Raw genomic sequence first — 19996 nt, forward strand, 5'->3', positions numbered from 1 at the left:
GGGGTCCGATGCCGCTTCCCGTGCCCGTCCTGCCCGAGGGTGTCGACCCGGCCTGGCTGCCGCCCGGCGCCTTCCGGGCGGTCGGTGGCCGCCGGACCCTGATCCGCGGATCGGGTCCGCTGGTGGAGACGGTGCACGGGGAGGTGGCTCAGGCCTGCCGGCGGTTCGGGGGCCGGGTCGTGCGGGACGCCGTACCGGACGGCGCGTACGACCTGGTCCTCGGCCTCGGCGCCGACGGTCCGGACCTCCTCGGCGAGGAGGGGTTCACCTGCGCGCGGGAGGGTGGCACGACCACCGTCACCGCCTCCGGCGGACGCGGGCTGCTGTACGGGCTGTTCCATGTCGTACGGCTCGGGGAGGCGGCCTTCACCGGCGAACGCCCGAGGGAGACGCACCGTCCCGCACTCGCCCTGCGCATGCTCGACCACTGGGACAACGTGGCCGTGCACCCGGTCATGGGCCAGGTGGAGCGCGGGTACGCGGGCGGCTCGCTGTTCTGGCGGGACGGGAGGGCACGGGGCGAACTCGACCGGGTGCGCGCGTACGGCAGGCTGCTGGCGGCGTGCGGGATCAACGCGGTCTCCGTGAACAACGTCAATGTGCACGCGGCCGAGGCGCGCCTGCTGACCGACCGCATCGGTGAAGTGGCCGACATCGCCGGGGCGTTGCGGCCCTACGGCATCCGCACCCACCTGTCGGTGTCCTTCGCCGCACCGGTCACGCTGGGCGGGCTGCCCACCGCCGATCCGCTGGACGGCGCGGTGCGCGCCTGGTGGGCCGGGGCGACGCGGCGGGTCTACGAGGCGATACCCGACTTCGGCGGGTACGTGGTGAAAGCGGACTCGGAGGGGCAGCCGGGGCCGTTCGCGTACGGCCGCAGTCACGCCGAGGGCGCGAACCTGCTGGCGGCGGCCCTGGAGCCGTTCGGCGGCACGGTGCACTGGCGGGCGTTCGTCTACGACCACCGCCAGGACTGGCGGGACCGCACCACCGACCGGGCGCGGGCCGCGTACGACCATTTCGTGCCGCTGGACGGGGAGTTCGCCGCCAACGCCGTGCTCCAGGTGAAGCACGGGCCGATGGACTTCCAGGTGCGTGAGCCGGTCTCGCCGCTGATCGGTGCGATGCCCCGGACCCGGCTGGCGGTGGAGCTTCAGGCCACCCAGGAGTACACCGGGCAGCAGCGGCATGTGTGCTGGCTGGGGCCGATGTGGAGTGAGGTCCTGCGGTTCCCGCCCGAACTCGGGCTGTCGGTCGGCGAGTTGGCTCGGGGCGGGCTCGTCGCCGTGCCGAATGCCGGTGACGACCCGTTCTGGACGGGGCATCCGCTGGCGCAGGCCAACCTGTACACCTTCGGGCGGCTGGCCTGGCGGCCGGACGCCGAGCCGCGCGCGGTGCTCGACGAGTGGATCGGGCTCAGCTTCCCGGACGCGCCCCCGCAGGTGGCCGAGGGGCTGCACGCCGTGCTCGACGGCTCCTGGCGGACGTACGAGAAGTACACCGCTCCCCTGGGCGTGGGCTTCATGGTGCAGCCGGGGCACCACTACGGGCCGAGTGTGGACGGGTACGAGTACAGCCCGTGGGGGACCTACCACTTCGCCGACCGGGACGGGCTCGGCGTCGACCGCAGCGTGAAGAGCGGTACGGGCTTCGCCGGGCAGTACGGCAAGCCGTGGGCCGAGCTGTACGAGTCGCCGGACACCTGCCCCGACGAGCTGCTGCTGTTCTTCCACCACGTGCCGTACGGGCATGTGCTGAAGAGCGGGAAGACCGTGATCCAGCACATCTACGACGCGCACTTCGAGGGTGTCGAGGAGGTCGAGGAGGCCCGGTCGGTGTGGGCGTCCCTGGCCGGGCTGGTGGACCCGGCGCGCCATGCGCGGGTGGCGGAGCGCTACGAGGAGCAGCTCCGCGGCGCCCGCGAGTGGCGCGACCAGGTCAACAGCTACTTCTTCCGCAAGTCCGGGGTGCCGGACGGGCGGGGGCGGCGGATCTACTGAAGGATCGCCACGCCCAGGGGGTCGAGGACCAAAGGTTCGCCCTGGTCCAGCCGCTTGCCGGTGAGCAGGTCGGTCGCGGTGGCGTGGGCGGTGAGGCGGGCCGGTTCGGAGGCGTGGTTGAGGAGGAAGAGCAGGCGGGTGCCGTCGGGGGCGACGCGGGTGGCGGTCTCCACCGCGGGGTGGCCGGCGTAGGGGCCGAGCAGGTCGTGGCGGGTCAGGATCCGGCGGACGACCTCGTCGACGCCCGGCTGGTCGAGGGCGGTGGCGACGTACCAGGCCTCGCCGTCGTGTGCGCCGAAGGGGTTGCGCGTCACGGCAGGGGTGCCCGCGTAGAAGTCGGTGCCGTACGTGGCGACGGGCTCGGCGCCGCGCGGCCGCACGACCTCGAAGACGAGCCGGGCCTTGGTACCGAGCTCGGGGACGGTCTGGGTGAACTCCGGCGGCCGGGCGTCCCATTCGTCCACGCGGATGCCCATGAGGGGTGCGAGCGGCCCGGGGACATCGGTGGGGAAAGCGCGGTCGTGCTCGTCGACGCGGCCGGAGAGGAAGGTGGCCAGGACCGTGCCGCCGCGTGCGGCGACGGCTTCGAGGCGGGCGGCGAGATCGCCCTTGACCATGTGGAGGGCGGGGGCGAGGACCACGTCGTAGGGCGTGAGGCCGGCGGTCTGCGGGATCACGTCCACGTCGGCGCCCGCCTCCCGGGCGGCCCGGTAGTAGGCGTGGACCACGTCCGGGTACTTCACCAGCCGGGACGGGCCGTCGGAGATCTCCAGGGCCCACCAGCTGTCCCAGTCGAAGAGGAGGGCGGTGCGGGCGGGGGTGCGGGCGCCGAGCGTGCGGTCGCCCAGGGCTTCCAGCTCCCGTCCCAGGGCGGCGACTTCGCGGAAGACGCGGGTGTCCTCGCGGCCCGCGTGACCGATGACGGCCCCGTGGTACTTCTCGCAGGCGCCCCTGGAGGCGCGCATCTGGAAGTAGAGGGCGGCGTCCGCGCCGTGGGCGATCGCCTGGAAGGTGGCGAGGCGGAGCTCGCCGGGCCGCCGGAGCGGGTTGACGTCACGGCAGGCCGTCACGGACGGGGTCTGCTCCATCAGCCAGAAGGGGGCGCCGTCCTTCAGGCCGCGCATCAGGTCGTGGGCGAGGGCGGGCCGGGTCGGCGGCGCGTCGAGGGGCGGGTAGTTGTCCCAGGCGGCGAAGTCGAGGTGGGGCGCCCAGCGGTGGTAGTCGAGGGGGCGAAAGGTGCCCATGAAGTTGGTGGTGACGGGCGTGTCCGGGTCGTGGGCGCGGATCACCTCCTTCTCGGCCAGGAAGCAGCCGAGGAGGGCGTCGGTGGTGAAGCGGAGGTAGTCGAGCGTGATGCCCTGGAAGGCGGTGTGGTCGGGGTCGCGCCAGTGCTCGGTGAGGGCGTTCGGCGGCTCGATCTGGTCCCAGTCGGTGTAGCGGTGCGACCAGAAGGTGGTCCACCAGGCGTCGTTGAGGGCGTCGAGGGTGCCGTGCCGGTCCCGGAGCCACACCCGGAACGCCTCGGCGCACAGGTCGCAGTAACAGGAGCCGCCGTACTCGTTGTTGATGTGCCAGGCGAGCAGGGCCGGGTGGTGCGCGTAGCGTTCGGCGAGACGGGAGGCCAGCGCGGTGGCGTGTGCGCGGTACGCCGGTGAGCTGGGGCAGAAGTTGTGGCGCTGGCCGTAGCGGTGGCGGCGGCCCTCGAAGTCGGTGCGGTTGACCTCGGGGTGCCGCTTCGCGAGCCAGGGCGGGAGGGCGGCGGTGCCGGTGGCCAGGCAGACCCGGCGTCCTTCTGCGGCGGCCCGGTCCAGGACGCTGTCCAGGACCGTGAAGTCGTATGTGTCCGGGGCCGGTTGGGTGAGGGACCAGGTGAAGACGCCGACGGTGAGGGTGTCGATGCCGGCCCGGGTGAACAGGCGGTGGTCCTCGTCCCGGACCTCCTCGGGCCACTGCTCGGGGTTGTAGTCGCCGCCGTAGCGGATCTTCTGCGTCATGCGGTGAAGTCCTTCCGCGTCTCGGCGATCACCGGGCGGCTGCCGTGCAGCAGGGACAGCAGCAGCGGGGCGGCCAGCAGGGCGGCCACGGCCTCGGTCAGCAGGCTTGCCGACGCGGCCGTCAGGACCAGCAGGGAGACGACGGCGAGGGTGACGCGGCCGTGCCGGAACAGGAAGTAGGCGGCGAGGCGGGCGGTGTCCCGGGCGCGGAAGGCGAAGAGCGAGGTGAGGACGAGGGCGTGCGCGCCCCAGAGGAGACAGCCGGTGCCGATCGCCGCGAGCAGCAGGGCCCACCAGCCGGGCAGGCCGGTGGCGGAGAAGTGCGTGAGGGTGAAGGCGATGATCGTCAGCCAGGCCAGCAGGGGGGTCCAGAGCTTCAGTGCCGGTACGGCGTTGAACCGCAGGCCGCGCAGGTAGGCGCGGGCCGGGTGCAGTCCGGTGAGGTCGTGGCTGCGGTGGTGGAGGGCGTAGAGCGCGGCGGACAGGGCGGGCCCGAGGGGAAGCAGGCACGGGGCCGCGAGGGGGAGGTTCGCGGGGTCGGGGCCGAGCAGCAGCAGTGCGGCCAGGCCCGGGGAGGCGGTGAGGAGGAGCAGCGCCTCGACGGTCAGCAGGGTGTGGATGAGGGCGCAGGCGCGGGAGAGGGTTCCGGTGCCGAAGTCGGAGGTGCGAACGGTGATCATGCGGCGGCCCCCCGGCAGGGCGTGTCGGGGACGCTGATCACCCGTTCTCCTTCCTGAACCGCTCGTACGCCTTGTTGTGCAGGTCGACGAGCTGTTGCATGTTCTTCGACTTCAGCTCGGCGAGGTAGGCGTCCCACTGGGACAGCGGGCGCTTGCCGAGGACGAACCGCAGGGTGTTCTGGATGACGGTGTCCTTGAGCGGGGTGTCCCAGAGGGTGGCCTGTTCCTGCTCGAAGGACTGGAGCGGGTGGGCGGGGTCGACGGGCAGTTGCTCGCGCCGGGCCATGGCGGCCTGGAACTTCTCCTCGTCCGGGCCGAACATGGAGGAGACGAGTTCCCAGCTGCCGCCGTAGGCGAAGACGCCGTTGTAGAAGCCGTAGTCCTTCTGCATGTCCTTCGGGGCGTCCGGGTCGGAGCCCATGAGGCTGATGCCGGGCTTCGGCCTGTACTGGCGTCCCGAGCGGGTGTAGGTAACGCCCTGGACGCCCCAGCGGGCCAGTCGCTGGCCCTCGTCCGAGTACCAGAGCCAGTCCACGAACTGCATCATGGCGACGAAGCTGTCGCTCTTCAGCGCCTTGCTGGAGATCATCACGCCGTTCTCCAGGCGGCTGCCGCCCAGCACCACGGGCCCGGCCGGTCCGAGCGGCACCGGGACCATCTCCATCTTCGCGCCCTCGACCTGCTTCTCCAGGTTGTAGCGGTAGTTCTGCACCAGCTCCTGGGGGTTGGCGCTCATCGCGAAGCACTTCTCGGCCAGGAGCTTCTGCACGGCCTGGTCGTCGGTCTGGCTGAAGCTCTCGGGGTCCATGAGCTTCTCGGCGACGAGCCTCCGCAGGTATTCGACCAACTGGCGGTAGGCGTCCTGCGCGCCGGTGAAGACGTACTTCTGGGCCTTGTGGTCGAAGCTGATGTTGTCGTACGTCCAGCCGGCTCTGACGCCGAAGGCCTGGCCGAGGTAGCTGAACAGGGCGCCGCAGGGGAACGGGGTGTTGGTGCTCCAGCGGTCGGAGAAGGGGTACTTGCCCGGGTACTCCTCCTTCAGCGCCTTGAGGACGTCGTACACCTCGTCCCAGGTGGTGGGCGGGGTGAGGCCGTGCCTGTCGAGGACGTCCGTGCGGAAGGACAGCGAGTAGCCGGACTTGACCTTCTCGTGCAGGCCGGGCAGCAGGTAGTACTTGCCGTCGGACTGGCGGATGGAGTCGAGCTCGGGCTCCAGCCTCCACTTGCGCACCTTGTCGCGGAAGTTGGGCATGAGCTTGACGTAGTCGCTCACCGGGAGGACGGCGCCCGAGGAGACGAAGGCGACCTCCGAGGGGTGGTACGTCTTCGGGATGAGGAACGGGGCGTCCCCGGCCCCGATGAGGACGCTGCGTTTCTTCTCGTAGTCGGCGAGCGGGACGTCGACCGGCTTGAGGGTCACCCCGGTGCGCTTGGTGAGTTCCTTCCAGAACAGCCAGCCGTCCTTCATGGGGTAGACCGGGTTGTTGTTGTGCAGGACCGAGAAGGACAGCGGCTCGGCGGCCTTGAACTGCTGTCCCGCCCGGTAGTTCTTCATGGCGCCGTGTCGCTTCTTGGAGAGGTCCTTGGAGTCGCCTCCGTCCTCGCCGCTGCCGCAGCCGGTGACGGTGGCGAGGCCGATGAACCCGGCGGCGGCGAGGATCTGGCGCCGCGAGAGCTGTCCTGCGTTCTGCACGGAGACTCCTTTGTTCCCGTGGGCGAGGTGAGGAGGCGGCGGCGTCAGCCCTTGACCGCGCCGAGCATCACGCCCGAGACGAAGTAGCGCTGGACGAACGGGTACACGCAGAGGATCGGCAGGGCGGTGAGCACGATGGTGACGGACTGGATGTTCGCGGCGACCTGGCTGAGCTGCTCGGTGCCCGCGCCCGCGTTGCCGCCGCCGGTGGCGCCCTGGATGAGGTTGCGGAGGTAGACGGTGACCGGCATCAGATCGGTGCGGTCCATGTAGAGGAACGCGCTGAACCAGGAGTTCCAGAAGGACACCGAGTAGAAGAGCACCATGGTGGCCACGACCGCCTTGGACAGCGGCAGGACGATCCTGAGCAGGACGCCGTACGTGCTCAGGCCGTCGATCTGCGCGGCCTCCTCCAGTTCGGTCGGCAGGCTCTCGAAGAAGGCCTTCATCACCAGCAGGTTGAAGACGCTGATCGCGTTCGGCAGGGCGATCGCCCAGACGCTGTTCTTCAGGCCGAGGTTGGTGACCAGGATGTAGTTGGGGATGAGGCCGCCGGTGAAGAACATGGTGAACACGGCGATGCCGACCAGCACGCCACGGCCCTTGAGGTGCTTCTTCGACAGCACGTAGGCGTAACACGTCGTCAGCACCATGGCCACGGCCGTCGCCACGACCGTGTACAGCACGGTGTTGCCATAGTTCCGCCAGAACATCGAGTCCCGGAACACGATCCTGTACGTGGTGAGGTTGAACCCCTTCGGCAGCAGGGTCACTTCACCGGCCCGGATCTGCCGCTCCCCGCTGAAGGAGCGCGCGAGGATGTTGGCGAAGGGATACAGGGTCACCAGCACCACGAGGGTGAGAATCACCCCGTTGACGCCCTGGAAGACCCGGTAGGAGCGGCTCGGCTTCACCACAGGCTCGTTCCCACCGTGCGACGCGAGAGCTGGTTGGCCGAGGTGATGAGGACCAGGCCGATGACCGCCTCGAACAGTCCGATGGCGGCGGCGTAGCTGAAACTGTTGGACTCCACACCGGCCCGGTAGACGTACGTCGAGATGACGTCGGCGGTCGGATACGTCAGCGGGTTGTACAGCAGCAGGACCTTTTCGAACCCGACCGCCATGAAGGTGCCGACGTTGAGGATCAGCAGCGTGATCATGGTGGGGCGGATGCCGGGCAGGGTGACGTGCCAGATCTGCTGCCAGCGGTTGGCGCCGTCGATCCGCGCCGCCTCGTACAGGTCCTCGTCGATCGTGGTGAGCGCGGCGAGGTAGAGGATCGTGCCCCAGCCGGCGGTCTGCCAGATCTCCGAGCCCACGTAGATCGTGCGGAACCACTCGGGTTCCTGGATGAAGCGGACGGGATCGTGGCCGAACCAGCCGAGGACGTGGTTGACGGGTCCGTCGCCGGCGAGCATCTGCAGGGTGATGCCCGCGACGATGACGATCGACAGGAAGTGCGGAAGGTACGAAACCGACTGCACGAACCGCTTCAGGGAGCGCCGGCGCACCTCGTTCAGCAGCAGCGCCAGCACGATCGGGACCGGGAAGCAGAACAGCAGCGTGAGCCCGCCGATCCACAAGGTGTTGCGGAACACCTGCCAGAACGTGGGGTCGTTGAGGAACATCTGCACATAGCGCAGCCCCACCCACTCCTCGCCGAAGATCGACCCTCCGGGCTCGAAACGCCGGAACGCGATCACATTGCCGATCATCGGCAGATAGCGGAAGACCAGGAAGAACAACAGCGGCAGGATCGCCAGCGAGTACAACTGCCAGTCACGGCGCAGCGCCCGCCGCCAGCCGGTCCGGGCGGGCGCCCGGCTGCCGCGGCGGGGTGCGGCCCGGGCCGGAGGCGGGTCCTGGGTGCCCGGCGGGGCCGGTGTGGTGGACGTGCTCATTGCTCGGGCCTCCCGTGGGCATGGGACGCGGAACCGAAACTTTCGAGCTTCTACCGGTAACTTCGCGGCAACCTATGGGCAGCAGAAAGCGCTGTCAATGGGTGCTGCGGGACTCGGACGGGGCACCTGAGGCGCGTTGGAACGCCGTCGAAGCTGGGTAGACCGCAGAGGCCGACCGCCCTTTCCCGTCGCAAGTTTCCGGATGACCACCGACTCCTGCGAGGTGCCGCCGTGCCCGCGTTCGACCTGCCCCTGCCAGAACTGGAGCGCCACCGCCCGGACATCGAGGAGCCCGCCGACTTCGACGCGTTCTGGACGAGCACGCTGAAGGAGGCCGGGCAGGCGGACCCCCTGCTGTCGGTGCGGCCGGTGGAGACGGGGCTGCGGCTGACGCGGACCTGGGACGTGACGTTCCGGGGTTTCGCGGGCGACCCGGTGCGGGCGTGGTTCAGCCGCCCTGCCGGGGTCGGCGAACTCCTCCCGGCCGTCGTCGAGTTCGCCGGGTACGGGCGCGGCCGGGGGCTCCCCCACGAACGCCTCACCTGGGTGAACGCCGGGCACGCGCACCTGCTCATGGACAACCGCGGCCAGGGCGATCAGTACGGGTGCGGCGGTGACACGCCCGATCCCCACGCCCTCGCGCCGGGCGGGCCCGGGCCGGCGGTGCGCGGGCTGCTCGGCGCCGCGGACTACCACTACCGGCGTCTGATCACGGACGCGGTGCGCGCGGTCGCGGCGGTGCGGGGGCTGCCCGGCGTCGATCCGGCGCGGACCGTGGCGGTCGGCAACAGCCAGGGCGGAGGGCTGGCCCTGGCTGTCGCGGGGCTCGTCCCGGACCTGGCGGCCGTACTGGTCACCGCCCCGCTCCTGTGCGGCATCCGCCGCGCCCTCGACCTCACCGACGCGGGCCCCTACGGCGAGATCGCCGCGTACCTGTCCGTCCACCGGGGCGCCGAGCACGCGGCCTATCGCACCCTGTCCTACGTCGAGGGCGTCTCCTTCGCCCGCCGCGCGCGGGCTCCGGCTCATTTCGGGGTGGGACTGCGGGACACGGTGTGCCCGCCGAGCGGGACGTACGCCGCCTTCAACCGGTACGCCGAGCTGACGGGGGCGGACCCGCGCAGGGAGATCCACGCGTATCCGTTCAACGGGCACGAGGGGGGTGACGCGGTGCAGGTGCGGCGTCAACTCGGTTGGCTGGAAGAGGTCTTGGACGGCCGGCACCGGTGATCATGACAAGCGGCCGCCGGCTGGGGCGGGTGCCTCAGGAGAGGCCGTGACGGCCGGACTCGCTCAAGCGGTGGAAGAGCACCGAGGTCGCCGGTGCAGCCGACGAACGTGGAAGGCGCGGCCCGCAGGCCGCGCCTTCCACCGGTCCGGCCCCCGGTTCATCCCGTGATCGGGGACTCCGCGGTGCAGCCGCCGGCGGTCACCAGGCCGTCGGTGCTCTGCTCCTCAAGCACCTTGCCCTTGTGGATGATCTTGCAGGTGACCTGGGAGCCCTCGGGGTCCGCGGCGACCGGCATGACCGCCGCGGGCATGATGCCGCGCAGCGTGACGGTCTTCTTCCAGGGCAGCTTGGGCTTCGACACCGACTCGATCTTCGGTTCCATGGCCTTGCCCCCGCCGCCGTGGAATTCGATCGAGTCGATGTTCTTCCCCGTGACCTCGTAAGTGACCTCGTACGTCTCGTCCACGGCCTTGTCGACCTGGTCGACCGCCTCGGAGCAGGAACTGAGGCCGAACGCGAGACCGGTCACTGCGACGGAGCAGACGGCTGCACGGATGGTGCGGTTCAAAGGATCCCCCCGGATCATGATGGTCGAATCCGCAGCCAACCCCAAAGGGAAAGCAAAGTCAACTTCCTTTGCACGGCGGCCTCGTGGGCCGGACAGAGGGACTGACGGCTCGTCGCACGTGCTTACTCCGGCGCCTCTTCCCAGTGCAGGCATTCGGTGTAGTCGAAGTTCCACTTCAGGCAGAGCTGCATCCTGACCACCGACTTCCGGTCGCGGAATTCGGTGATGATTCTGTCGCCTTCGACCCGGGAGACCCCGACCTTCTCACTGAAGTCGATTTTCATCTGGTTCTCCAGGGCAAGACTGGACAGCGCGTACTTGCCCTGCGCCTCCGGGTACCTGCGGAAGACCTCCTTGATCGCGTCGTGGAACTCGACGTCCTCATTCGGCATGCATGTCATGACCGCCTCCTGCTCTCCACCGGCCGGGCCGGGCGCTTATCCGCAGTCTGCGAGGACCGCGACGCAAGCGCGCACCGTTCGTCACCCGAACGGGTTCGCACGCCGTTCCGGCCGTCGCGCCGGCCGGCAGACCGGGGCCCCCGCACCGGGCGCGGGAGTCGTCCGCCGAGCCTGGCTCAGACCTGCCGACGACCGCGCCCGCACGGGCACGGAACGCGCATCGCCGCCAAGGGACGGGACCTCCGCCGACGCACTACCGCGAGAACCGTTTACATCTGAGCCGCCGGGCGCTAACTTCCGCAACAGGCGGGGTGGGAGCGCTCCCATGTCGGTGGACCGGAACCCGCCCCCGAGTCGCTCCCATCCCGCTCACCGGCGCACGTACATCCGCAGGTCCGTACCCCCACGAACGGACGGTGCTGTCATGATCCTGACAAGCAAGCCGGGAGGATCCACGATGCCCCGCTCATCACTCGCCGCCCGGACCAGAGCCCTCTTCCTCGTGCTGCTCTCCCTCCTCGTCACCGTCCCGGCCGTCGGCCTGGTCATGACGGCCGGGGGTGAGGCGGAGGCGCACGGCACACCCATGAAGCCCGGCAGCCGGACGTTCCTGTGCTGGCAGGACGGGCTGACCGACACCGGTGAGATCAAGCCGGTGAACCCCGCGTGCCGGGGTGCGCAGCAGGTCAGCGGCACCACGCCGTTCTACAACTGGTTCTCCGTACTGCGCTCGGACGGCGCCGGCCGCACCAAGGGCTTCGTGCCGGACGGCGAGCTGTGCAGCGGCGGCAACACCAACTTCACCGGGTTCAACACGCCCAGCAAGGACTGGCCGCTCACCCATCTCACCTCCGGCGCGACGGTCGACTTCTCGTACAACGCCTGGGCGGCGCACCCGGGTTGGTTCCACGTCTACATCACCAAGGACGGCTTCGACCCGACCAAGACGCTCACCTGGAACGACATCGAGGACCGGCCGTTCCTGAGCGTCGACCACCCGCCGCTGAACGGCTCCCCGGGCACGGTCGAGGCCAACTACTCCTGGACCGGCAAGCTCCCCGAGGGCAAGTCGGGCCGCCACATCATCTACATGGTCTGGCAGCGCTCCGACAGCCAGGAGACCTTCTACTCCTGCTCCGACGTCGTCTTCGACGGCGGCAACGGCGAGGTGACCGGCATCAAGGAGCCGGGCAACCCGACCGAGCCGGTGCCCGGCACCTGCACGGCCACCCGCAAGACCACGGGCACCTGGAACGGCGGCTACCAGTCCGAGGTGACGGTCACCAACACCGGCACGGTCCCGATGCTCGGCTGGATGGTCGACTGGCGGCTCCCGGCGGGCCAGAAGGTCGAGAGCCTCTGGAGCGGCAGCGCGACCTACAACGGCCAGGCGGTGATGGTCCACAACGCCGGCTGGAACGGCTCCCTGGCCCCGGGCAAGAGCACGACGTTCGGCTACGTCGTCTCCGGGCCGGGCGGCGACAGCACGAGCGCCTTGCCCTGCCGGGTGGGCTGACGCGTCGGACGGGGCGGGTCCGGTGACCGGAGAGTCCGGTCACCGGGCCCGCTGTGGTGAGGCGGGTGTGTGATCGGAACCCGGGAGAGGTGTTGACCGAGCCGGTCCGTTCGCCCCATATGTCGCGGTTATCCAGGTGTGCGATTCTGTGTGTGGGTGCCCTGCCGCTCATGTGCGGCGTGGATCCGCCATGGGAGGCGCGACGCCGCGCCGCCGGTCCCGTGCCCGCGTCGTCGTCGCCTGAGTTCCGGGGACTCCCACCTGCCGGTGGCTGCGGCATGGACGGGAGGTGGATGCGGACATGCCCCATTACGGCGATGCCCGGGCCGCGGTCCCCGGTCTTCGGGTGCCGGGGAACGGGGGCACCGGTCCGCCTCGCCCCGCTCCGGAGCCGGCCGCGCGGGCGCGGCTGCTGGCGTTCGCGGGCGTGGCGCTGGCGGCGGTGTACGTGCGCGGTGAGAACGGGGCGGAGCTGCGGCTGGTGGAGTCGGCGGGGGCCGAGTCCGAGCAGCGGTACCGGCTGCCGGGACGGGTGGCGGCGAGCACCTCCCCCGGGCCGGAGCCACGTGCCGTCTCCCTCGGCTCCCCCGCCTCGGGCACCGGAGGCGGCTGCCCGGCCGTCGCGGAGGCCTTTGTGCGGGGGCGGGCCGTGTGGCTCGCCGGTGTGGTGCTCGGGCGCGAGGAAGGCGCAGCCGCCTCCGCCCCGCTCGGGGCGTTGCCGCTCGGGGCCGCGGGCGGGTGGCTGGGATGTCTCGTCGTGGTGGGAGAGGCCGGGGAGGGGTTCGGGGCCGAGCAGCGGGAGTTCCTGGAGCGGTACGCCGCGGCCGTCGCCGAACGGCTGCGGGGCGAGGCGGACCGGTCGGCGCCCTCGCCGCTGCTGGATTCGGCCCTGCGCGCCATGGGGGTCGGGTCCTTCGCCCTGTCGCCCGGGACCGGGCTGGTCGAGACCGACCCGGCGCTGCTCGAACTCGTCGGCATCCCCGAGGGCGGTTTCGACGGCAAGACCGACACGCTGCTCTCGTACAGCGTCCCGGAGGACGTCCCCGCGCTGATGTCGGTCATCGAGCCGTCCGCGCAGACGCCCGGGCGGCGTGAGCTGGATTTCCGCATCCGGCGGCCCACCGGTGAACTGTGCTGGCTGCGGCTGAGCTGCCGGGTGATGAAGGGGCCCGAAGGCACCCCGGAGCGGGTGCTGGGCGTGGTGAGCGCGGCTCCCGTGCTGCGCCGCAGCGCCAGCGACGTCGCCCGGGTCCAGTGGCTGACGGCCGCGCTCGACGACGCCATGACCGTCCGGGACGTGAGCCGTGTGGTGGTCGCCGCGCTCCGCGAGCCGCTGGGTGCCGACCGGGTGGCGCTCGCCGAACTGCTGGAGGACCGGCTGGCGGTCACCGTGCTCGATCCGCCGGGTGCGGGTGCCTGGCCGGAGCTGTGGCGCCGCGAGTGGCGCTCGGAGTGGCCCGACGCGCCGGTCACCGCCCTGCCCACGCTCCAGGCGGCGCTGCGGGACGGGCGGGTGAGCCTGTGGCCGGCCGGTTCCGCGCTGGAACCGGGGCTCGCGGGGATCGGGCCCGGCGGACTCGCGGTACTGCCGCTGCCGGCCAAGAACGGGGTGGCCGGGGTGTGCCTGGTCGGCTGGGACCCCCCGCACGACTTCGCCCCCGAGGAACGGGCCCTGCTGACCGCCACGGCGGGTCTGGTCGGGCAGGCCCTGAAGCGCGCGCACGCCTACGATGCCGAGCAGGAGCTCGCGACGATGCTCCAGCGCAGCCTGCTGCCGCGCCGGCTCCCCAAGCTGCCCGGGGGCACCGCCGTGGCCCGTTATCTGCCCGCCCGGCGCGGTCTCCAGGTGGGAGGCGACTGGTACGACGTGATCGCGCTGTCGGAGAACAAGGTGGCGCTGGTCATCGGGGATGTGCAGGGGCACAGCGCCGGGGCCGCGACGATCATGGGCCAGATGCGTACGGCGGTCCGGGCCTACGCCGTCGAGGGGCATCCCCCGGACGTGGTCGTCGCGCACGCCAACCGGCTGCTCGTCGGCATGGAGACCGACCTGTTCGCCACCTGCTGCTACGTCGAACTGGACATGGAAGAGGGCAACGCGCTGTTCGTGCGGGCCGGGCATCTGGCGCCGCTGGTGCGGCACCCCGACGGCGGCACCGCGGAGATCGCGGTCGAGGGCGGGCTCCCGCTGGGCGTCCTCGCGGACGCGGATTTCCCCCTCACCGCGCTCGCGCTCGCTCCGGGCTCGGTGCTCGCGCTGGTCACGGACGGCCTGGTCGAGTCGGCCGATCTGCAGGTCGACGAGGGGATGCGGCTCGTACGCCAGGCGCTCGCGGCGGCCGATCCCGCCGAGCCGGGGCGGATGGCCGACGAGCTGCTCGGCGAGGCCGGGCGCCGTGAGGACGACGTGGCGGTGCTGCTGCTGCGCTACGACGGGATGCGGGTACGGCCCGTGCGGACGGGCTGGGTGGTGTGGCGGCTGCCGGATGCGGTGATGCACGCGCGCCGGTTCAGTGCGCGCACGTTGCGTTCGTGGGGGATCTCGGCCGAGGCCGACACCGTCCTGCTGGTGGTGTCGGAGCTGGTCACGAACGCGCTGGTGCACACTCAGGGCGCGGTCCGGGTGGAGCTGACCCTGGCGGCGGACCGGCTGCGGGTGACCGTGAGCGACTCCTCGCCCCGGGCACCGGCCAAGCCGGTGGTCGTGGACTGGGAGTCGACGGGCGGCCGTGGGCTCTTCCTGGTCGAGGCCCTGTCGGCGGCCTGGGGCTCGGTGCCGGTGGGCGGCGGCAAGCAGGTCTGGAGCGAGATCGTCGTCACCCGTCCGGAAGGGGGAACGGAACCCGGCGAGGAGCCGGACGAGGAACCGGAGGCCGAGCCGGAGGGAGACGAGGAGGAGCGGAAGCCGGGCCGCGGCTGGGGCCTGGGCCGGGACCGCGGCTGGGGCCTGGGCCGGAACCGGGACCGCCGCAGGTCGCGCGACCAGGGACGGCACCGTGGCGCGGACCGGGCAGCGCACCGCGACGACGACCGGGCAGCGGACCGTGCCGACGAACGGGCAGCGGACCGTACCGACGACCGCGCCCCGGAGCGGGACCACGACAGCGCCACCGACCGCCATGCCGACCACGCCCCCGGCCGTCACGACGAGCACGCCACCGACCGCGACGGCAACCGCGCCGAGGACCGCCACGGCGGGCAGGCGGCAGGCCGCAAGGGCGAGCAGGCCGTGGGCCTCGACCGGGCCATGGAGCACATCGGCGACGGTGCCGCGGACCCGCCCCCGCGCCGGAAGCGGCCGCACGAGGGAGGTCCCTGATGCGTGGTCTCGCCGTGCGCGGCGCCGCCGGACTGCTGGCCTTCCTCCTGGCCGTGTCCCTCGCCGCGTGTTCCGACAGCGGCGCGGAGGGCGGGGGTGAGCTGACCATCGGGCTGCTGTTGCCGAGCCGGGCCGTGCCCCGCTGGGAGAAGTCCGACAGGCCCCTGATCGAGAAGCGGGTCAAGGAGCTGTGCCCCGAATGCACGCTCGTGTACGCCAACGCCGAGAACGACGCGGCGAGCCAGCGGCAGCAGATGAAATCCATGATCACCCGGGGCGTCTCGGCCCTGCTCCTGGACGTCGTCGACCCCAAGGCCCTGCGTTCCTCGGTGCGCGCGGCGCAGCGCGAGGGCATCCCGGTCGTCGCCTACGACCGGCTCGCCGAGGGCCCGATCTCGGGCTTCGTCAGTTTCGACGGCGCCCAGGTCGGCAGGCTCCAGGGCCAGGCGCTCCTTCAGGGCATGGGAGCCAGGGCCGACGGCGGCGGCATCGTCATGATGAACGGCGACCCGTCCAGCCCCAACGCCGCCTGGTACGAGGGCGGGTCCCTGGCCGTCCTGCGGAACGAGGTGCGGATCCTGAAGTCGTACGACACCATCGGGTGGCGCACGGAGAACGCGCACGACCACATGTCCTCCGCGATCAGCGCCCTCGGCCCGAGCCGGATCGACGGGGTGCTCGCCGCCAACGACTCGATCGCGGCCGGCGTCATCTCGGCGCTCAAGGGCGCCCGGGTCTCACCACTGCCCCCGGTCACCGGGCAGGACGCCGACCTCGACGCGGTGCAGCGCATCGTCAAGGGCGAGCAGTACATGACCGTCTACAAGCCGTTCCGGCAGGAGACCGAGTCGGCCGCCGCGATGGCCGTCGCCCTGGCGCGCGGCAACGACGTCGACGCCCTGGTCACGGCGCGGGTGAACAGCCCCACGACCGAGAACGTCCCGGCGGTGCTGCTCGACCCGACCGCCGTGACGCGCGAGACGATCGGCCGGACGCTCGTCCGGGACGGTGTCTACACCATCGACCAGATCTGCACCCCGGAGCTCCGCCCGGCCTGCGCCCGGGCCGGGCTCACCCGGTGAGCGAGGTGGTTCCCCGTGGCCCATCCCCCCGTACTGGCGTTGCGCGGCATCACCAAGCGGTTCGGCGGCGTGCAGGCGCTCGTCGACGTCGACCTTCAGGTCCGGGCCGGTGAGGTCGTGGCCCTGGCCGGTGACAACGGAGCGGGCAAGTCCACGCTGGTCAAGGTGATCTCCGGGGTCAGCCCCGCCGACCGGGGCGTCATCGAGTGGGAGGGGCGCCTCGTGCAGATCAAACGCCCGCACGACGCCCACGCCCTGGGCATCGCGACCGTGTACCAGGACCTCGCCATGTGCGACAACCTGGACGTCGTCGGCAATCTCTTCCTCGGCCGCGAGATCGACCGGGTGGGTGTCCTCGACGAGGTCGAGATGGAGCGCCGTGCCCGTGACCTGATGCGCACGCTGTCGATCCGCATCCCGGACGTGCGGGTGCCGGTCGCCGCGCTGTCGGCCGGACAGCGGCAGGCCGTGGCGATCTCCCGCTCTCTCATGGGCGCGCCCAAGGTGCTGCTGCTCGACGAGCCCACCGCCGCCCTCGGCGTGGAGCAGACCAGCCATCTGCTCGACCTCATCGAGGAGGTGCGCGACCGCGGTATGGCGATCATCCTCATCAGCCACAACATGGGCGACATCAAGGCCGTCGCGGACCGGGTCGCGGTGCTCCGGCTGGGCCGCAACAACGGACTGTTCGACGTGAGCACGGTGACCCAGGAGCAGATCATCTCCTCCGTCACCGGGGCGGCGGACAACGCCGTGGCCCATCGTTCGAAGGGCGACGAGGAGGCGTGGCCGTGAGCCGCGGCGGGCCGCACCGGGACGCCGGGCCGGGCAGCGCCGGACCGGTCACCACGGGCGGCGGGCAGCGCACCCGCGGATGGCAGGACAGCCTGCGGGAGTACGCCCTGGACGTCCGCGGCAGTGTGCGCGACGGGGAGCGGGGGCCGCTCCTGGTCATCGCCGGTCTCATCGTGATCTGGATCGTCTTCCAGGGGCTGGACGACAAGTTCCTCTCGCCGCGCAACCTGTCCAACCTCAGCGTGGACATCGTCGGGACCGGGCTGGTCGCCGTCGGCATCGTCTTCGTCCTGCTGATCCGGGAGATCGATCTGTCGGTGGGCTCGGTCAGCGGGCTGGCGGGGGCGGCGTTCGCCGTGCTGAACGTGAACCACGGGGTGCCGGAGTGGCTGGCGGTGATCGTGGCGGTGGCCGTCGGGACGGCCGTGGGCGCCTTCCACGGCGTCTTCCACGCCTGGCTCGGCGTGCCCGCGTTCGTGGTGACGCTGGCCGGGCTGCTGATCTGGAACGGCCTGACGCTCTACCTGCTGGGAGCCAGTGGCACGATCAACATCGACGAGGAGGGCCTGGTCGCCTCGCTGACCAGCCACCACTTCGGCAACGAGCTGGCGGCGTACGCGGTCGCGGCGCTCGGCACGGGCGGGTACTTCCTGGCCGCCCGCCGCCGGCGGAGCCGGCACCGGGCGACCGGGATGCCCTACCGGCCGGGGGGCGAGATCTGGTTGCGCACCGGTCTCCTCGCGGTGGTCGCCTTCGCCGGGGCCCACACCCTCAACCGGTTCCAGGGGCTGCCGCTCGCACTGCTGATCTTCCTGGTCGTCCTGGTCGTCTCGGACTACGTGCTCCGCCGCACCCGCTACGGGCGGCGGGTGTACGCGCTCGGCGGCGGGGTCGAGGCGGCGCGTCGGGCCGGCATCGGGGTGGAGCGGGTGCGGATCGCGATGTTCATGGTGTCGGGGACGCTGGCCGCGGTCGGCGGGCTGTTCGTGGCGTCGGGGCTGACGTCGGCGAGCCCCACGACGGCGCGTGCCGCCGGTTCGGGGATGCTGCTGATCAACGCGATCGCGGCGGCCGTCATCGGCGGGACGAGCCTGTTCGGCGGGCGGGGCTCGCCCTGGTCGGTGCTGCTCGGGGTGGTGGTGATCCAGTCGATCGCCTCGGGCATGGGGCTGCTGGGGGTCCAGGACGCCGTGCAGTTCATGATCACCGGCGGAGTACTGCTGGCCGCCGTCGCGGCCGACGCGCTGTCCCGGCGCGCCCAGGCAAGACGCGGCCGACCATGACTCCGACAGGCGGGACATCCGCCCCATTAGTTTGTTTCTTACGGAATGTCTAACAAATGGCAAAGGTGGGTATAGGGCGAGATGTCATGAAACGCAGCCGCCTCACCCAGGCGGCCGTGGCCGCCGCGGTCGCCGCCGGTCTGGTTCTCGCCGGATGCGGTGACACCGATCTGCCCGGCGGGGAGGAGCAGACCGACCTCAGCGTGCTCGCGACGGACGTGCCGCAGATCCAGACCCTCAAGAAGCTCACCAAGAAGCACTTCACGGCGGAGACCGGCATCACCGTCGACTACACGCTGCTGCCGGAGAACGAGGCGCGGGTTGAAATGAACCGCGAGTTCGCGACTCAGGCCGGCCGCTACGACGTGGCCAGCGTCAGCGCCTACGAGGTGCCGATCTACGCCGCCAACGGCTGGCTGGCCCCGCTGGACTCCTACGTGAAGGCCGACGAGGACTTCCACCAGGACGACGTCTTCCCGAACCTGGCGTCCTCGCTGACCGGGGAGGACGGCAAGCTCTACGCCGAGCCCTTCTATGGCGAGGGCTCTTTCCTGATGTACCGCAAGGACCTGTTCCGCAAGGACGGGCTGACGATGCCGCCGAACCCGACCTGGCAGCAGGTCGCCGACCTCGCCGCACGGGTCGACGGAACCGACGGCGCGAGCGGCATCTGCCTGCGCGGCCTGCCCGGCTGGGGCCAGAACCTCGCCCCGATCAACACGGTCGTCAACACCTTCGGCGGCGCCTGGTACGACATGGACTGGAACGCCCGCCTGACCTCACCGGAGTTCAGGAAGGCGGTCGGCTTCTACGTCGGCCTGCTCCGCTCCCACGGCCAGCCCGGCGCCGAGCGGATGGGCGTGCTGGAGATCCTGGACCGTTTCGTCCAGGGCAAGTGCGCCATGATGTACGACGCCACGTCGCTGGCCTCGTCGATCGAGGCGGACGGTTCCGCGGTCAAGGGCAAGGTCGGCTACGTCCCGGCCCCGCACGACCGGACCGAGAAGGCCGGCTGGCTGTGGACCTGGGCCTGGGGCATCCAGCAGGCGGCCGAGAACAAGGACGCCGCCTGGGAGTTCATCTCCTGGGCCTCCTCCAAGGAGTTCCAGGAGCTGGTCGGCCGGGAGGTGGGCTGGACGTCGGCCCCCGCCGGGAACCGCAAGTCGCTCTACGAGAAGCCCGAGTACCAGCAGGCGGCCGGCGCCTGGTACCGGCAGGAGTACACGGCGGCGACGGACTCCGCCGACCCGAAGGACCCCGGCGTCGGCCCCCGCCCCTACGACGGCATCGGCTTCCTGAGCATCCCCGAGTTCGCCGTGCTGGGTACGGCGGTCTCGGAGCAGATCGCCGCGGCCATCGCCGGGCGGCAGTCGGTGGACGCGGCCCTGGACAAGTCGCAGGACCTCGCCCAGGCCGCGGCGGCGAAGTACCGCGGCGAGTGACCCGCCCGCGCCGCGAGAGGGCGCGGGCCGCGTGAACGGCGAGGGCCGCGCCCCCGGTCACCCGGGAACGCGGCCCGCGAACTGCCGTG

Annotated in this window: 14 protein-coding genes and 1 pseudogene; 8 read left to right on the forward strand and 7 right to left on the reverse strand. The window is 71.3% G+C overall.

What is annotated here, in order from left to right:
* Positions 1–8 precede the first annotated feature (8 nt).
* Positions 9–2000 (forward strand): alpha-glucuronidase, encoded by a 1992-nt coding sequence (locus HNR57_RS36295; RefSeq protein WP_184567158.1) that lies wholly within the window; start codon positions 9–11, stop codon positions 1998–2000.
* On the opposite strand, the gene HNR57_RS36300 is transcribed toward HNR57_RS36295, so the two are convergent.
* From HNR57_RS36300 to HNR57_RS36320, 5 genes are read right to left on the reverse strand one after another with little or no spacing between them, the layout of a single operon-like run.
* The gene (locus HNR57_RS36300; protein ID WP_184567160.1) at positions 1994–3994 is read right to left on the reverse strand and encodes a beta-galactosidase; all 2001 of its coding nucleotides are present in this window, start codon (positions 3992–3994) and stop codon (positions 1994–1996) included. The two genes, HNR57_RS36295 and HNR57_RS36300, sit on opposite strands and share 7 nt — an antisense overlap.
* The gene (locus HNR57_RS36305; RefSeq protein WP_184567162.1) at positions 3991–4674 is read right to left on the reverse strand and encodes a hypothetical protein; all 684 of its coding nucleotides are present in this window, start codon (positions 4672–4674) and stop codon (positions 3991–3993) included. The genes HNR57_RS36300 and HNR57_RS36305 overlap by 4 nt, the downstream gene beginning before the upstream one ends.
* Positions 4675–4711: 37 nt before the next feature.
* Positions 4712–6367 carry an ABC transporter substrate-binding protein gene (locus HNR57_RS36310; protein WP_184567164.1) on the reverse strand — a complete coding sequence of 552 codons (1656 nt, stop codon included), beginning with the start codon at positions 6365–6367 and terminating at the stop codon, positions 4712–4714.
* A 44-nt stretch (positions 6368–6411) separates the two neighbouring features.
* A complete protein-coding gene (locus HNR57_RS36315) occupies positions 6412–7284 on the reverse strand; it encodes a carbohydrate ABC transporter permease (protein ID WP_184567166.1) in 873 nt (290 codons plus the stop codon).
* On the reverse strand, positions 7278–8270 hold the full coding sequence (locus tag HNR57_RS36320; RefSeq protein ID WP_184567168.1) for an ABC transporter permease: 993 nt from the start codon (positions 8268–8270) through the stop codon (positions 7278–7280). Before HNR57_RS36320 ends, HNR57_RS36315 begins: the two co-directional genes overlap by 7 nt.
* 231 nt (positions 8271–8501) lie before the next feature.
* Here HNR57_RS36320 and HNR57_RS36325 point away from each other — a divergent pair, with 231 nt between their 5' ends.
* Positions 8502–9500, forward strand: a complete 999-nt coding sequence (locus tag HNR57_RS36325) for an acetylxylan esterase (RefSeq protein WP_184567170.1) — start codon at positions 8502–8504, stop codon at positions 9498–9500.
* A gap of 158 nt (positions 9501–9658) precedes the next feature.
* Here HNR57_RS36325 and HNR57_RS36330 read toward each other — a convergent pair whose 3' ends face one another.
* Both HNR57_RS36330 and HNR57_RS36335 read right to left on the reverse strand, forming a co-directional pair.
* Positions 9659–10087, reverse strand: coding sequence for an MmpS family transport accessory protein (locus HNR57_RS36330; RefSeq protein WP_184567322.1), 429 nt, complete (start codon positions 10085–10087; stop codon positions 9659–9661).
* A 104-nt stretch (positions 10088–10191) separates the two neighbouring features.
* The gene (locus HNR57_RS36335; protein ID WP_184567172.1) at positions 10192–10470 is read right to left on the reverse strand and encodes a hypothetical protein; all 279 of its coding nucleotides are present in this window, start codon (positions 10468–10470) and stop codon (positions 10192–10194) included.
* A gap of 457 nt (positions 10471–10927) precedes the next feature.
* Between HNR57_RS36335 and HNR57_RS36340 the strand changes: the two genes are divergently transcribed.
* The 6 genes and pseudogenes from HNR57_RS36340 to HNR57_RS36365 all read left to right on the forward strand — a co-directional run bounded on the left by HNR57_RS36340 (position 10928) and on the right by HNR57_RS36365 (position 19907).
* Positions 10928–11986 (forward strand): lytic polysaccharide monooxygenase auxiliary activity family 9 protein, encoded by a 1059-nt coding sequence (locus tag HNR57_RS36340; RefSeq protein ID WP_184567174.1) that lies wholly within the window; start codon positions 10928–10930, stop codon positions 11984–11986.
* 301 nt (positions 11987–12287) lie between these two features.
* A pseudogene (locus tag HNR57_RS36345) lies at positions 12288–14819 on the forward strand (SpoIIE family protein phosphatase); the annotation flags it as partial.
* Positions 14820–15304: 485 nt separating this feature from the next.
* On the forward strand, positions 15305–16387 hold the full coding sequence (locus HNR57_RS36350; protein WP_184567176.1) for a substrate-binding domain-containing protein: 1083 nt from the start codon (positions 15305–15307) through the stop codon (positions 16385–16387).
* Between the two features lie 15 nt (positions 16388–16402).
* Positions 16403–17182 (forward strand): ATP-binding cassette domain-containing protein, encoded by a 780-nt coding sequence (locus HNR57_RS36355; RefSeq protein WP_161368807.1) that lies wholly within the window; start codon positions 16403–16405, stop codon positions 17180–17182.
* Positions 17173–18465, forward strand: a complete 1293-nt coding sequence (locus HNR57_RS36360) for a sugar ABC transporter permease (protein WP_184567178.1) — start codon at positions 17173–17175, stop codon at positions 18463–18465. Before HNR57_RS36355 ends, HNR57_RS36360 begins: the two co-directional genes overlap by 10 nt.
* An 86-nt stretch (positions 18466–18551) precedes the next feature.
* On the forward strand, positions 18552–19907 hold the full coding sequence (locus tag HNR57_RS36365) for an ABC transporter substrate-binding protein (RefSeq protein WP_184567180.1): 1356 nt from the start codon (positions 18552–18554) through the stop codon (positions 19905–19907).
* Positions 19908–19996: the final 89 nt, after the last annotated feature.

Origin of the sequence: Streptomyces paradoxus (genome assembly GCF_014202475.1) — a bacterium.
Classification (GTDB): Bacteria; Actinomycetota; Actinomycetes; order Streptomycetales; family Streptomycetaceae; genus Streptomyces; species Streptomyces paradoxus.